Raw genomic sequence first — 12,733 nt, forward strand, 5'->3', positions numbered from 1 at the left:
GGGGAGGGGGTTGCCTTTTTTCTTTTTGCGATTTTTTAGAGATATTTCGCTTTCTTACGAAAGCTCAATATGACAAATAGAAACCACTTAAGCCCCCTCCCTTAGCACGAGGGGGTTTGGGGGTGGGTTCTTTTAGATTTTGGCAAAATCTCGCAATGACAAATGAACGCGTAAATATAACAATAAATGCGCTCAATGCAAATAAAGAACCAAAAAGCCATTTTACCAAAAAAAAAAAAAAAAAAAGACTTCAAAACAAACTCAAACTCACTTTGGCAAAACAAAAGGCGTATCTTGATACACGCAAAAATTGAGCCAATTACTAAAAATCACGCTAGAATCCGCACGCCAAGAGAACTTTGGCTTGCCCTGCTTATCAAAGTAGTTTTTGGGCTTTTTTATTGGTAGCTTTTTAGCCTTGTCGCGCTCATATTCTGCTAGCAGCGTATCTGCGTCATACTCGGGGTGTCCTAGCACAAATATATCTTTGCTATCTTTTAGAGCGGTTATGCCACTTTTTTTGCCCTCTAGGAGAATCTTTAGCTGCGAGCATTTGCACTGGGCATAGATATGGGCGGGATTCATAGTAGAGTGGCGAGAGTGGGGCATTTTCACACTATCGCCAAGCCCTGTAAATAGCACATCAGAGCACTTAATAGAGTGGCTAAAAATCCCAAATAGCTTTTTATCTAGGGCTTGCTTTTGGATACCATAGAAATGATACAGCCCAGCCATAGCCCCCCAGCAAAGATATAGCGTAGAAGTGCAGTGCTTGCGCAAATACTCCATAATGTCTACTAACTCTTTCCAATACTCCACCTCCTCAAACTCCAAATGCTCGATAGGCGCACCTGTGAGAATCGCACCATCAAAACTCCTATGCTTGATAGAATCAAAATGCACATAGAATTTATCTAGGTGGCTTTTGGGTGTGTTTTTGCCTACATAGCTTTGTGTGGTAAGGAGGGTGATATTGATTTGCAAAGGGGAGTTTGCAAGCAGGGACAAAAGCTGATTTTCTGTCTGAATCTTTGTAGGCATAAGGTTTATGATGAGGATTTCTAGCGTGCGAATGTCTTGGTGCTTGGCTCGCGCAGTATCCATCACAAAAGCACGCTTTTGTAGCGCACCAAATGCTGGAATGTCTTTGGGAATAATGATTGGCATAGTGCTATCTCCTTTATGATTGCTACTTAAAAAGTTGGGCGTGTGTGCCGATTCGTAAAAGGCGAATCTCATCATCTTTTATCAAATAAATCACTAGCTTATCGCCACCGATATGAAACTCTCTCGTATCGGTGTATTCACCACTTAATGCGTGGTCGTTTGCGCTTGGTGGCAGTGGCTTATCATTAGCTAGCAAAGAAAAATATTCTATCATTTTGTTAAATTCACTATCGCTTAACCTCGCCTTTGATAAGTCGTTTATAAACTTTTTCTCGCGTTTTAGATTCATCGCTTATGCCTTGTTTTGCGCCTTTAGTGCTTCAAACTCGGCTTTTAGTTGCTCTAGCGTGAAACTTTCCAAATTCTGCCCTTTTCGTGCATTTTCTATCACTTTTTGCGTTTCTTCGTTTGGAATCTTCCCCTCGCCTTGCAGTTTAAAAGGTATCGCATTTTCGCGTATCACGGCTTTGGCAAAGACATTAAACGCGGAGCTAAGATTTAGCCCCATATCGTTTATGATACTCTCAAACCGCGCCTTATCGTCCTTATCCATTCTAAAGGTTACATTTATGGTTTGGTGCTGAATGGGTCGAATCGTCTGTGTTGTTTGCATTGCAAGCTCCTTTTTGCTTTGATTTGAAATACAAATAAGGCATTATACCATACATCGCACTATTTTTGGTAGCACAAAATTGGCAAGTAAATCTATTGAGAAGTAGCTTTGCAACGCAAAAACACACAAAAAAGGCGTTAAAAGCGTATTTTATAGCTCTATGGCTCGCTTTAGGTCTGCGATTAAGTCATCGGCATTTTCTAGTCCTACGCTTATGCGGACATCGGCAGGGTGGATTCCTGCGGATTTTAGCTCATCGTGAGATAGCTGGGAGTGCGTAGTCGAGGCTGGGTGAATGATTAGCGATTTGCTATCGCCGATATTTGCCGTGATAGAAAATAGCGTGAGATTATCACAAATCTTTAGAGCCTCCTCATAGCTTTGCGCTTCAAAGCTAAAAAGCCCGCTAGAGAGAGAATCTCTAAAGTATTTTTTCACGCGTGAATGGTAGGGATTTGACTCCAGGGCAGGGCAGTCTACCTTTTTGATTTTTTTGTGTGATTCTAAAAATTTTGCGACTTTTAGGGCGTTTTCACTATGCTTTTTGATTCTAAGAGGGAGAGTTTCTAAACCTTGCAAATGTATCCAAGCCACTTGCGGAGCAAGCGTAGCACCGATATTGCGTAGCCACTCTGTGATGATACGAATGCTAAAAAAGGGCAGAGGCAAGCTAGAGTAGACTAGCCCGTGATAGCTCTCATCTGGGGTATTAAACGCTGGGTAGCGTGGATTGTCCTTTAGCAGTGGGCTAAGGCTCTGCCCCTCGATAATCGCTCCGCCTAGTCCGCTTCCCGCACCGTTAATGTATTTGGTAAGGCTATAAACAATAATATCTATGCCATACTCAAATCCACGAAACAAAAATGGCGTGCCTACCGTGTTATCGCAAATCGTAGCGATTTTGTGGCTTCTAGCGATAGAGACTATGCCCTCGACATCAGGGATAGAAATCTGCGGATTTGATAGCGACTCAAAAAATATCGCCTTTGTCTTAGAATCTATAAGTGGCTCTAAAGTGCTTATATCATCGACATCAAAGCATCTAGCTTCTATGCCAAATCGCTTTAGCGTATGCACTAGCAAAGTTTGCGTGCCACCATAGATTTTGTTTGCATAGATGATATTATCGCCATTTTGGGCTAGATTGGCAAAGGTATAAAAAAGCGCGGCACTTCCACTAGAAGCCACTGTGCCAAAGCTACCTCCCTCAATGTCAGCAAGCCTGCGTGCCAAAATATCGCAAGTAGGGCTTGTGAGGCGAGAGTAGATATTGCCTAGCTCTTGTAAGCCAAATCGTGCAGCTGCTTGAGATAAACTCTCAAAGCTATAAGCTGTGCTTTGATAAATCGGCACGCTCAAAGTGCGCTCTCTATCATAAGTGTAGCCTGCGTGTAAAGCAAGCGTTTCAGGTGCGTAGTTCGTATGTGGTAAATTTGGCATTGTATGCTCCTTTTAGTTTTTGATTTCGCACAATATTTTTTGACTTTTGGTTTTATAAAAAACTTTGGTTTTGAAAAATTGTGCGTTTTACAAATGGAAATATAGCATTAAAAATTAACAAACACAATATGTGTTTGCACTTTTTTGCAAAATTTTGCCAAAATCTTAACAACTATATAAAATGTGCCAAATAATAAAGTGTTGCAAAAATTGTCTTTGCCAAACCTCACAAATCACCCACAAATCCACTTCAAAATCCCCAAACCCCCCAAATACAATCAATCCACAATCTAAAACACAATCGTTTTGTTGCCGTTGATAAACACCCTATCGTGTAGCACCAAGTCAAGCGCGTGGGCGAATACACTTTTTTCGACATCGCGCCCCGCTTTTTGCATATCCTGCCAGCTGTAAGTGTGGTTTATGTGGATAATGTCTTGGGCGATGATTGGTCCCTCATCAAGCTCGTTGGTTACAAAGTGCGCGGTCGCACCGATGATTTTCACCCCTCGCGCAAAAGCCTGCTTGTAGGGGTTCGCCCCGATAAAGGCGGGCAAAAAGCTGTGATGAATGTTTATGATTTTGCCCTCATAGCGCGAAGTAAAATCACTCGATAAAATCCGCATATACTTCGCCAAAGCAAGCAAATCAGGGGAAAACCGCTCAATAATCTCGCCTATCTTGCCCTCGTGCTCCTCGCGTGAAATGCCATCGCTATCCACCCAAAAAAACGGGATAGAAAATCGCTCTACAAGGCTTTTTAGCTCGGCTCTATTAGCGATGACAGCTTTTATATCTGCGTTTAGCTCGCCACTTTCTTGGCGCAAGAGCAAGTCGCCTAAGCAGTGATTTTCTTTGGTGGCTAGGATTATGAGGGATTTTTTGCCCGCTTTTTTGAGAGAGATTTTTGCTCCATTTGGCAGGGCGGATTTGAGCTTGGACTCTAGCGTGGCTTCTAGCGGGTCTTGCGTGCGAGAATCTAGCGCGGGATTTTTACTATTTGTAGAAATGTCAGAATCTGTGGCTAGATTTTGGCTAGATTTTGTCGCGGTGTGTGAGTTTTGGGCAGATTCTTTATTTTCCCATTTTATAGTGTGTAAGGTGTGCGAGGTGTAGTTTTGTGCGCGTTCTTCACTTTCCCCCTCCCTTGCGGAGGGGGTTAGGGGGTGGGTTTTTGTGCTAGATTTTGTGCTTTGTGCTAGATTTTTATTTGTGCTTTGCGCCAGATTTGGCACTTGGCATTCCAAATCAGCTCTAGATTCTAGAGTGGGACTTTCACTAGCTTTTTGGCTACCCACCACAAAGCTCGTGCGCATAAAAAACAGCCCATTTTCCCTATCGACATACTCATCTTGCCGCTCGATATTTGCGCCCGCTTCATAGAGTATGCGCGAGATTTTATAGACTAGCCCCGCGCTATCTTGCGTGGCGATTAGTAGAGTGTAGTGCATTTTCCCTCTTTAAGTAATGAATTTTTAAGCGCGATTTTGCTTTGCTTTTTTTATCCCTTTCTCCCTAGCCTTGCGAACTCCATAGATTCTAGTGCAACGCATAAAAACGCGCAAAAAAGTTTGCTAGCCAAATCACTTATACACATCGCCGCGAGATTGTGCTTTGTAAGCATAAATCAAAATCTGCTCATCAATGATTTCATACAGCAGGCGATATTTTCCGATTCGCAAGCGGTATTTGTGCTCCTCACCTTGCAATTTTTTTATATCAAGCGCGTTATCAAATGGATTTTGCGCGATTATCCTAAGGCTTTGCAATATCTTTGGGGCTATGTCTTTATGCTTATCTAGGAATTTATCAACCTCTTTGCTAGTTTCCACACGATAGGACATTAGAGATATTTCCTTTCTAGCTCTTCTAAACTTATTGTTTCCCCCCTCTCTAGTTCTTTTCGCGCCTTTTTCCACGCTTTGTAGTCGGCTTTGGTTTCTATGGGGAGTTTTTCCTCTTTAGATTTGTCTAAATCTCGTGCTTTGCTTACTTTTTTGGATTCGCGTGATTTATGCGATTCGCTTACCTCGCGCACACCGCGCAGTAGTCGTATCGCGCTCATAATCTCGCTTTTATTTTTCTCGCTGATTTGGACTTGCAGTGTCATTGTTACTCCTTTGCATTTTTTGTGATTATAGCACATTGCCCTTGCAAACTTTGCTAATCGCTTTTTCAATCAAAGCTAAAGTAGCCAAAATCGCGTTATTGCTCATAAGCCCTAAAGGGTAAAGAAATTTCGATTCTATCTAGTGAATCAATATCATCTTTGCCATAATTATCCATAAAAATTTCCTCACAATCAAACTCAACCTCTACAACCTCGCCATTTTCTTGTATGGTTTGCTTTATTGTTTGAATGATAGATTTGCTATTTTGCTTTGCAACTCGCTTAATTTCGCTCGTGGCTAGTTCCGCTTCCTCGCTGTCAAATGGTGCTAACAATAGCACAAAGCCATCGCCATACTCAAATATCCCACTGCTAACATAATCAATATCAAAATCTTTGATATTGTCTTGGAAAATTTTTGTAATACTTTCCGCTAAATCTTGGCGTATAGCATCATCGTTTGGGTTTTTCATCGTGTATCCTTTTCTAAAAATCATCAAACAATTTTGCGTCTTTGGATTTTAACTTCCACTCGCCCGTTTTAGAATCTGCCACAATAGCAATCTCTTGCAAAATCTCTTAATAAAAGCTAGCATTATAGCAGGTTTATCTTAAATCTTGGATTTGGCAAGATTGTAGATTGTGAGGATTTTTAATTGCGCATTAGTCCATTAAAAATAAATTATGAAAAATATAATCATTTTACTTGACAGAGTTATGAAAATTGTGATAGTATCTGTGTCATCACTTTTTAAGAGGTGTTTTTAAAATAGTTTCAAAATAAAAAGGAGAAAAAATGAACAAGCAAGCTGTGGAAGTGTTTGCAAGAGCATTTTTTCCACAATTTGCTTTTGCCTTTGTGTTTTTTCTTGTTTTTCCATATTTGCTTTCTTTTATTGGGGGTAGCTTTGAGATTGCCTATCTTACGCAATGGGGCGAGAGGGACAAAGATTTACTTGTGGAGAAAGCTTTGTTTATGGCGTTTGCTTTTGGGCTGGGAGGAGTGCATAGCGCATATAGGCTTAAGCAAGAAAGCCGAAGCGATATAGCAAAGACGACAAAATGCTTTTTGCTCTGCTTTATTGCCGCGTTTATCGTGCTTTTAGCTTTGCCATATATTATCGCGTATATCCCTGCGGACTTTTTTGATTCCCTAGCAGCGCAGTGGCAGCAGCACACTTTGTGGGTAGCTTTTAGCCTTGCTACGATGAGTGCTTGTGCCGTAGTTTTGTGGTGCTACTTTTTTGGTAAAAGTAGCGGGCAGGTTTCTTAAAATCTCATTTTGCTTGTGGTTTGATGAGTTTGCTATTTGAAGTGGGCAAATCAACTGCCCAAGCTACCTAAGCGAAAAGCCCCCAAGTGTGCCAAAAATCACTCCTACAAAAAGGCTCGCGCTTGATTCTATGAGATTGTCCAAAAATGAGTCGATTTTGTTTTTTTCTAGCCACCGCAGCTCTTTGACTTTGCTTAGGGTTTTTAGCTCCTCGATGGCGTCATTTTGCGAGCCTAGCGCGTCTATGAGCCCCAGCTCTAGCGCACTTTTGGCACTAAATATCTTGCCCTCCGCAAACTTGGTAGAATCCTCCTTTTTTAGCCCTCTAGCTTCTATCATATCGCTTACGAAAGTGTCGTATTCCTCGTTTATGAGGTTTTGGAGGAACTCCCTCTCTTTCTCGCTCCACGCGCGAAATGCCGTGCCGATTTCTTTATACTCTCCTGCTTTTAGCACGGTAGGCTTGTAGCCGATTTTGCCTAGCAACTCCTCGATATTGCCCCCTGCGAAAATCACGCCTATGCTACCCACTAGGCTTCCGCGATTTGCATAGATTTTGTGCGCATAAGCACCTGCATAATACGCCCCGCTCGCCATAGTGCCTTGCACATGGGCGACTACGGGGAGCTTGGCATTGAGCTCTTTTATCAAGTCTGCGATTTCTACACTCGCACCCACCGCGCCACCGGGCGAGTCTATGACAAGCAGCACACCTTTTATGCTAGGATATTTTTTAATCTCTTCAATTTGCGTGCGCACAGAGTTTGCATCCAAAATCGCACCTTTTAGGTGGATTTTGGCAAGATTTGGGATTTGGGCTGGCTCGCTACTTGCCCCCAAAATCAGCAGCACGATAAACACAAAAACTAGGGCTTTAAAATATTTAGTGATAAAATCTAGCACACCTACCACACCTCGAAAAATCCCACCAAAAAACTTGCCAAAAAATTTAGAAAAAATGCCCATTTAGCACTCCTTAAACATAAAATCTATATTCCACGATTCTGCGTGATAAAAGCACTTAGTGATTAAAAACATTCACTCCACAAAAAGCGCAAAAAAGCTCAAGTAAGCACTCTTAAAAAGCCCAAAACCCACGCTTCAAACATAAAGCAAAGATTGCATATCCTTGATAGCTCTCTCTAGCCCTACGATTACAGCGCGAGAGATGATACTATGCCCGATATTTAGCTCACTTAGGTAAGGGACATTTTCTACGATATTTCTCACATTTTGGTAGTTTAGTCCGTGCCCTGCAAACACGCCAAGCCCAAGCTCATTTGCGATTTTGGCACAAGAGCTAAGAGAATGGATAGAATCTTGTAGCTTTTCGTGTAGTTCCTCGTGGGTTAGTGTAAGGTAGTTTATGGCGTTGTGCGTGCGCTCTATGTTTGAGTAGAGAGCTTGATAGATATTGGAGTAGTTGCCCGTGTGTAGCTCGATACCCGATGCGCCGTATTGCTTGGATAGCTCTATGGCTTCTAGCTCGGGGTCTATAAAAGTAGCTATATAAATCTTGCGTGCGTTAAACTCCTCAATGATTTCTTTTATTTTCTTTGAGCGCATATTTAGCCCGCCCTCTGTGGTCAGCTCCTCTCTATGCTCTGGCACAAGCGTTACTTTGTATGGCTTTAGCTCGCACAAAATATCTACAATCTGCTCATCACAAGAGCATTCGACATTTACAGGGATATTTGAGCTAGCGACTACTCGCTCGACATCATCATCTTGGATATGCCTGCGGTCTTCACGCAAGTGCAAAGTGATTTGCTCTACGCCACAATTTTTGGCGATAAACACCGCTTCTAGAGGGTCTGGGTAGTTGATTTTGCGGGCTTCTCGCAAGGTGGCTATGTGGTCTATGTTTAGCCCAAGCGCGATTTTTTTTGCCATAGATTCTCCTTTGTGTATGGTTATTTGTTTTGTGCTAGAAATCGTTTGTGTAATTCTAGCGCAATTTGTTGTTGATTGTTGCTAGTGGGTGGGGATTTCAAAAAATCTAGCGCAATAAGTAAATGCTCTTTGCTAAGCCCCCCTACAAAGCGGAAAATCTCCTCCCCGCTATTATCCAAAAACAAAAGCGTGGGCGTAGCGCGGATATTTAGCGTGTGTGCTAGGGACTTTTTTGTGATGAGAAACTCTGCTGAGCTTTGGGGTGTGATTTTTTGCGCGGATTTTTGAGTAGTTTTTTGCTGTGTTTTTTTGATGAGAGAGGGGAGATTTATCTGCAAGGATTCTTTGGATAAAATATTGATAAAGTAGGCTTGGTAGCGGGATTTTAGCATTTCTTGCAGGGTTTTAGATTCTGCAATGTTTTGGATAATATGCTTGCAAGGAGTGCAAAAAGGCGAGCCAAAAAAAAGCAAGATAGGTTTGCGTGTAGATGAGGTGCTATCTTTGGCTGGTATTGTCAAATCTTGCAAAAAGACTTGATTGCCACTAGATAAACCACCAAGCAAATCATTGATAGACAAATCATCAAGCCCTGATTTGCCTTTGTCGCTAGAATCTAATCTAGTGAAATTTTGCTTATCAAAAAACTCAAAATCCTGTCTATCAAAATCTCTTTTGTCAAAATCTTTCTTGTCAAAAATCTGCTTATCAAATTCTTGTGCAAAGTCGCTAAAATAAGCAAAATCTAATTTGGATTGTGTGCTAGATTGCAAGCTAGAATCTATGCTAGATTCGTAGTCTGCATTATGCGCTTGGTAGCCTTGAGTATTTTTGCTATCTTGGGTATTTTGGCAACCACACAAAGCAAGCAAAGGCATTAGCAAAAAAAATATCATAAAAATCGCTATGTGCTCATCTCTATGACTACCCCTTGAAGCAAGCATAACAAAAAAGCAAAAAATCCTAGAAAATCTGCTATATTTCTTGCCTCTATATCGCCTATTTCGCGCACCACCTAGAATCCTATATTGGCATATAATATTTTTTGGCATTGCTAGCTAGTGGCGTGAGATAAGGTTTTTTAGCGAGTTTTCTATTTCAGCGAGATTGCGCACTTCCTCAATTAGCCTGCCTTTTTTGTCAAACAAATACACAACCGAGCTATGCTCTATGGTGTATTCTAGTGCGGAATCTTTTTGCTCGATTTTGCGAGAGTGAACGCCATAAGTCTTTTTTATCGCTTCTAAGTCCTCCTCCTCAAAAATCAGTCCATACGAGCGAGCATAGAAATGCTTAGCATAGCTATCTATTGCGCTCAAACTATCGCGCTTTGGGTCAAGCGAGACAAAAAGCAAGACAATCTCGCTAGAATCTTGCAGATTTTCTAGTGCATCTGCTAGAAGCTGCAAAGTCGTGGGGCATACATCTGGGCAGGATAAAAATCCAAAATACACAATCTTATACTTCCCCTCAAAATTTGCCATATCCACCACACCCTGCATACTTTTCGCGCCTTTGAAGTCATAAGAATGACTTTTTTGCACACTCCAATAAGCAAGCGCACCCAAAAACGCAATACTAAGCAAAATCCCCAAAGCGCGAAATATACCCGAGTTTGGGTTAGATTTGGGGGGTTTGATAGTCTCTGCCATACTTACTCCTTAAACCTTATCGATAAATATCAAAATCCACTGCAAAGCCCAAATCCTGCCCCTCATCATAGAGTTTTAGGCTATATTGCATCACTTCCTCTATACACACTGATGGGATAAACTTGCCATCATATCGATTTTCCCCCGTCTTTTTAAAAGTGATGATAGTCGTGCCCATATCCATATTTACACCCACTAGCCTCCCCTCTAGCGCACGAAAATCCGCCCCCTCTACACGAAAGGTTGTGTTTTTTAGGGCGCGGACACTTTTTGGTATCATCTCTACTGTGATTTCTATGGGGTCGCTATTTGGCATAACCACTTCTGTGGAGCCAGATTTTCGCGCTTCTTTTGCGCGAGTTCTGCGAGCTTGTGGGCTATCGCCTGCTAGTTTCAAATCACACACACGGCGATTTAACAGACAATTTCTTTTGGGCTTGTCATCTTCTTCCTCTGCTGCTTGGGAGGCTTTTGGGTTGTTTTTTAGGCGTTGGCTTACGCTTGTGATTGAATGAGCTATGGATTCTGTGGTGGTAGTAAAGGAGCTGTTTTGAAGTGCAAACACGATAATCCCGCACACAATCATAATACCCGCAAAGATAGCAAACTTGTTGTTATTACTCATTAAGCATTCCTTAAAGATTCTTAAGCAATTCCTCTACTTGTATAAAATCTTAAACCCTTTTGGTTAATTAAAGTTAATTTTGCGTGTGCTAGCTTGATAACTTTAGTGGTGGTGTGAATGCTCTTGCGAGTGAGAATCAGCCAAATCAGTAATCCCAAGATTTTGCAAGTGCTTATCAAGGTCTTTTCTAGTGATGATTGGGACTTGTAGTGTGGTGTTGAATTTGTCTGTGGAGAGTGTGAGCTGCGTGCTTTCTCCCGCTTTTAGCGGAGTTCGTAGCCCTATAAACATTATGTGAAAACTATTTGGCTTTAGTTGCAGGCTTGACTTTGGTGGGATTTGCAAGGAATCCACCTTTTGCATTTGCGAAGTCCCATCGGCTTTTTTTATGCTCTGGTGTAGCTCGGTGGCATTGCTTATATCGCTAAAGGCCGCATTTAGTGTGATGATTTCATCGCTTAGATTTTCTACTACCCCAAAGCTAGCACTTACCTTGCTATCTGCGATACTCTCTACCACATAAAGCGTGGCTTTTATAGGGTTTTTTGGAGCAGTCTTTGTCGCGCTTTGAGCGAAGCTGTGGATAAGAAAAAAGCCTATCAAAAAGCTTAGTGCAAATTTTTTCATAAATAAAACTCCTTTAAAATGTTTATGAGGCAATTTAAGCAAAAATCTTTCCATATCTTTGTGGCAGGATTTATCGGCGTTTTCCAAAAAGCACAAAAGCGTAAAAAATGTGAAAAATTACAAAAAGGCACAAAATCCAAAACTAGATAAAAACTAGGTGTGTAAAAAAGATAAAAGATTTTAAGAAAGTTTGCAAATGCAATTAAAACGCGGTTAAAAAGTTTTTGTAAGTTTTTGTGTGAGAATCTTTTAAGTATTTTATGGCAATTCTAAATCATATCTGCAAATATCATCACAAGCATTCGCCACCAAAGTGCAAAAGTGCAGAGCCCCAAGTAAACCCACCACCAAACGCGTCTAACAACAACAAATCCCCCTTTTTTAGTCTATGCTTGCGATAGATTTCATCGATTGCCATTGGGATACTTGCCGCAGAAGTGTTGCCGTATTTTTGCACGGTTAGCACGATTTGGCTTTCTCTTAGTGCGAGTTGCTCACCCACTGCATTGATGATACGCAAGTTTGCTTGGTGAGGGATAAAGTGTGTTATGTCTTTTGGCGAAATAGCATTTTTGCTCAAAATATGCTCCACATCGGTGATAAGCGTGCGCACGGCGTATTTAAACACTTCATTGCCTTTCATTTGTAGCTTGCCGTTGTAGTGTATGTCGTGGTTTGTATCGCTATTACTTTTGCTAGGGGCTTTGTCTGCCTTTTGTGGTGTCATTAGCAAATCAGCATACTTGCCATTTGCGCTGATATGGACATCTAGGATAGATTCTGTTTTGTCTTTCGTGCGTGAGATGATAGCTGCTCCCGCACCATCGCCAAATAGCACGCAAGTCCCTCTATCGCTAAAATCTAGCACCGAGCTTACTTTCTCTGCACCGATGATTAGGATATTTTGATATGCGCCTGATTCTATAAAACTCTTAGCGATTTTTAGCAGGTAGATAAACCCCGTGCAAGCCGCACTTATGTCAAATGCTGGGATATTTTGTATGCCTAGTTTCGCGCTGATTAGGCAAGCGTTGCTTGGCATAGCAGCAAAATCTGGGCTCAAAGTCGCGCAAATTACCAAATCAATATCGCTAGGTTCTAGGTTTGCGCGCTTTATGGCAAGCCTAGCTGCTTCTACACCCAAATCACTACTTCCCTGCGAGTCTAGCGCAAAGTAGCGTGTCTTTATCCCTGTGCGCTTGGTAATCCACTCATCGCTTGTATCTAGCGTTTTTTCAAATTCGCTATTTGGCACACACCTAGATGGCGTAAATGAAGCAATAGAGCGCAGGGAGGCGTAATACATTTTTGTCCTTTTACTAGGTGGAGTTTT

15 protein-coding genes and 1 pseudogene are annotated in these 12,733 nt (G+C 41.7%); 1 reads left to right on the forward strand and 15 read right to left on the reverse strand.

All coding sequences use genetic code 11. The features are described 5' to 3' along the window. Positions 1–267 precede the first annotated feature (267 nt). From metA to CQA40_RS06845, 8 genes and pseudogenes are all read right to left on the reverse strand, one after another. Entirely contained in the window at positions 268–1,167 is a 900-nt protein-coding gene (gene metA / locus CQA40_RS06810) for a homoserine O-succinyltransferase (RefSeq protein ID WP_115520151.1), read from the reverse strand. A gap of 22 nt (positions 1,168–1,189) precedes the next feature. After that, complete coding sequence (locus CQA40_RS06815; protein ID WP_115520152.1) at positions 1,190–1,456, reverse strand: type II toxin-antitoxin system YafQ family toxin; 267 nt, start codon at positions 1,454–1,456, stop codon at positions 1,190–1,192. A gap of 3 nt (positions 1,457–1,459) precedes the next feature. Beyond that, complete coding sequence (locus CQA40_RS06820) at positions 1,460–1,780, reverse strand: type II toxin-antitoxin system RelB/DinJ family antitoxin (protein ID WP_115520153.1); 321 nt, start codon at positions 1,778–1,780, stop codon at positions 1,460–1,462. Positions 1,781–1,930: 150 nt separating this feature from the next. Further along, positions 1,931–3,220, reverse strand: a complete 1,290-nt coding sequence (locus tag CQA40_RS06825; RefSeq protein WP_023928324.1) for an O-acetylhomoserine aminocarboxypropyltransferase/cysteine synthase family protein — start codon at positions 3,218–3,220, stop codon at positions 1,931–1,933. 290 nt (positions 3,221–3,510) lie between these two features. Then, positions 3,511–4,170 (reverse strand): annotated as a pseudogene (purU, locus tag CQA40_RS06830) (formyltetrahydrofolate deformylase); the annotation flags it as partial. 633 nt (positions 4,171–4,803) lie between these two features. Beyond that, positions 4,804–5,064, reverse strand: coding sequence for a type II toxin-antitoxin system RelE/ParE family toxin (locus CQA40_RS06835; protein WP_115520154.1), 261 nt, complete (start codon positions 5,062–5,064; stop codon positions 4,804–4,806). Beyond that, entirely contained in the window at positions 5,064–5,330 is a 267-nt protein-coding gene (locus tag CQA40_RS06840) for a hypothetical protein (protein ID WP_115520155.1), read from the reverse strand. The genes CQA40_RS06835 and CQA40_RS06840 overlap by 1 nt, the downstream gene beginning before the upstream one ends. 95 nt (positions 5,331–5,425) lie before the next feature. After that, a complete protein-coding gene (locus CQA40_RS06845; protein ID WP_115520156.1) occupies positions 5,426–5,803 on the reverse strand; it encodes a hypothetical protein in 378 nt (125 codons plus the stop codon). Between the two features lie 323 nt (positions 5,804–6,126). Here CQA40_RS06845 and CQA40_RS06850 point away from each other — a divergent pair, with 323 nt between their 5' ends. Further along, on the forward strand, positions 6,127–6,603 hold the full coding sequence (locus CQA40_RS06850) for a hypothetical protein (RefSeq protein WP_115520157.1): 477 nt from the start codon (positions 6,127–6,129) through the stop codon (positions 6,601–6,603). Positions 6,604–6,666: 63 nt separating this feature from the next. Here the strand turns inward: CQA40_RS06850 and sppA are convergent, their stop codons facing one another. From sppA to CQA40_RS06885, 7 genes are all read right to left on the reverse strand, one after another. Beyond that, complete coding sequence (gene sppA, locus CQA40_RS06855; protein WP_115520158.1) at positions 6,667–7,569, reverse strand: signal peptide peptidase SppA; 903 nt, start codon at positions 7,567–7,569, stop codon at positions 6,667–6,669. 135 nt (positions 7,570–7,704) lie between these two features. Beyond that, positions 7,705–8,496 carry a pyridoxine 5'-phosphate synthase gene (locus CQA40_RS06860; protein ID WP_408941417.1) on the reverse strand — a complete coding sequence of 264 codons (792 nt, stop codon included), beginning with the start codon at positions 8,494–8,496 and terminating at the stop codon, positions 7,705–7,707. Positions 8,497–8,516: 20 nt separating this feature from the next. After that, on the reverse strand, positions 8,517–9,548 hold the full coding sequence (locus CQA40_RS06865) for a thioredoxin fold domain-containing protein (protein ID WP_115520159.1): 1,032 nt from the start codon (positions 9,546–9,548) through the stop codon (positions 8,517–8,519). A gap of 6 nt (positions 9,549–9,554) precedes the next feature. Continuing rightward, positions 9,555–10,148 (reverse strand): SCO family protein, encoded by a 594-nt coding sequence (locus CQA40_RS06870; RefSeq protein ID WP_115520160.1) that lies wholly within the window; start codon positions 10,146–10,148, stop codon positions 9,555–9,557. 16 nt (positions 10,149–10,164) lie between these two features. Continuing rightward, complete coding sequence (locus tag CQA40_RS06875) at positions 10,165–10,773, reverse strand: hypothetical protein (RefSeq protein WP_023928335.1); 609 nt, start codon at positions 10,771–10,773, stop codon at positions 10,165–10,167. A 102-nt stretch (positions 10,774–10,875) separates the two neighbouring features. After that, entirely contained in the window at positions 10,876–11,400 is a 525-nt protein-coding gene (locus CQA40_RS06880; RefSeq protein WP_181882871.1) for a copper chaperone PCu(A)C, read from the reverse strand. Positions 11,401–11,692: 292 nt separating this feature from the next. Then, positions 11,693–12,706: a beta-ketoacyl-ACP synthase III gene (locus tag CQA40_RS06885; protein WP_115520162.1), complete on the reverse strand. Its 1,014-nt coding sequence runs from the start codon at positions 12,704–12,706 to the stop codon at positions 11,693–11,695. Between the last annotated feature and the right edge of the window lie 27 nt (positions 12,707–12,733).

Source organism: Helicobacter sp. MIT 01-3238, assembly GCF_003364135.1.
GTDB lineage: Bacteria > Campylobacterota > Campylobacteria > Campylobacterales > Helicobacteraceae > Helicobacter_B.

Bases quoted from the DNA above. Each gene is read 5' to 3' on its own strand.
- metA (WP_115520151.1), bottom strand. From the start codon at position 1,167: ATGCCAATCATTATTCCCAAAGACATTCCAGCATTTGGTGCGCTACAA.
- CQA40_RS06815 (WP_115520152.1), bottom strand. From the start codon at position 1,456: ATGAATCTAAAACGCGAGAAAAAGTTTATAAACGACTTATCAAAGGCG.
- CQA40_RS06820 (WP_115520153.1), bottom strand. From the start codon at position 1,780: ATGCAAACAACACAGACGATTCGACCCATTCAGCACCAAACCATAAAT.
- CQA40_RS06825 (WP_023928324.1), bottom strand. From the start codon at position 3,220: ATGCCAAATTTACCACATACGAACTACGCACCTGAAACGCTTGCTTTA.
- CQA40_RS06835 (WP_115520154.1), bottom strand. From the start codon at position 5,064: ATGTCCTATCGTGTGGAAACTAGCAAAGAGGTTGATAAATTCCTAGAT.
- CQA40_RS06840 (WP_115520155.1), bottom strand. From the start codon at position 5,330: ATGACACTGCAAGTCCAAATCAGCGAGAAAAATAAAAGCGAGATTATG.
- CQA40_RS06845 (WP_115520156.1), bottom strand. From the start codon at position 5,803: ATGAAAAACCCAAACGATGATGCTATACGCCAAGATTTAGCGGAAAGT.
- CQA40_RS06850 (WP_115520157.1), top strand. From the start codon at position 6,127: ATGAACAAGCAAGCTGTGGAAGTGTTTGCAAGAGCATTTTTTCCACAA.
- sppA (WP_115520158.1), bottom strand. From the start codon at position 7,569: ATGGGCATTTTTTCTAAATTTTTTGGCAAGTTTTTTGGTGGGATTTTT.
- CQA40_RS06860 (WP_408941417.1), bottom strand. From the start codon at position 8,496: ATGGCAAAAAAAATCGCGCTTGGGCTAAACATAGACCACATAGCCACC.
- CQA40_RS06865 (WP_115520159.1), bottom strand. From the start codon at position 9,548: ATGCCAAAAAATATTATATGCCAATATAGGATTCTAGGTGGTGCGCGA.
- CQA40_RS06870 (WP_115520160.1), bottom strand. From the start codon at position 10,148: ATGGCAGAGACTATCAAACCCCCCAAATCTAACCCAAACTCGGGTATA.
- CQA40_RS06875 (WP_023928335.1), bottom strand. From the start codon at position 10,773: ATGAGTAATAACAACAAGTTTGCTATCTTTGCGGGTATTATGATTGTG.
- CQA40_RS06880 (WP_181882871.1), bottom strand. From the start codon at position 11,400: ATGAAAAAATTTGCACTAAGCTTTTTGATAGGCTTTTTTCTTATCCAC.
- CQA40_RS06885 (WP_115520162.1), bottom strand. From the start codon at position 12,706: ATGTATTACGCCTCCCTGCGCTCTATTGCTTCATTTACGCCATCTAGG.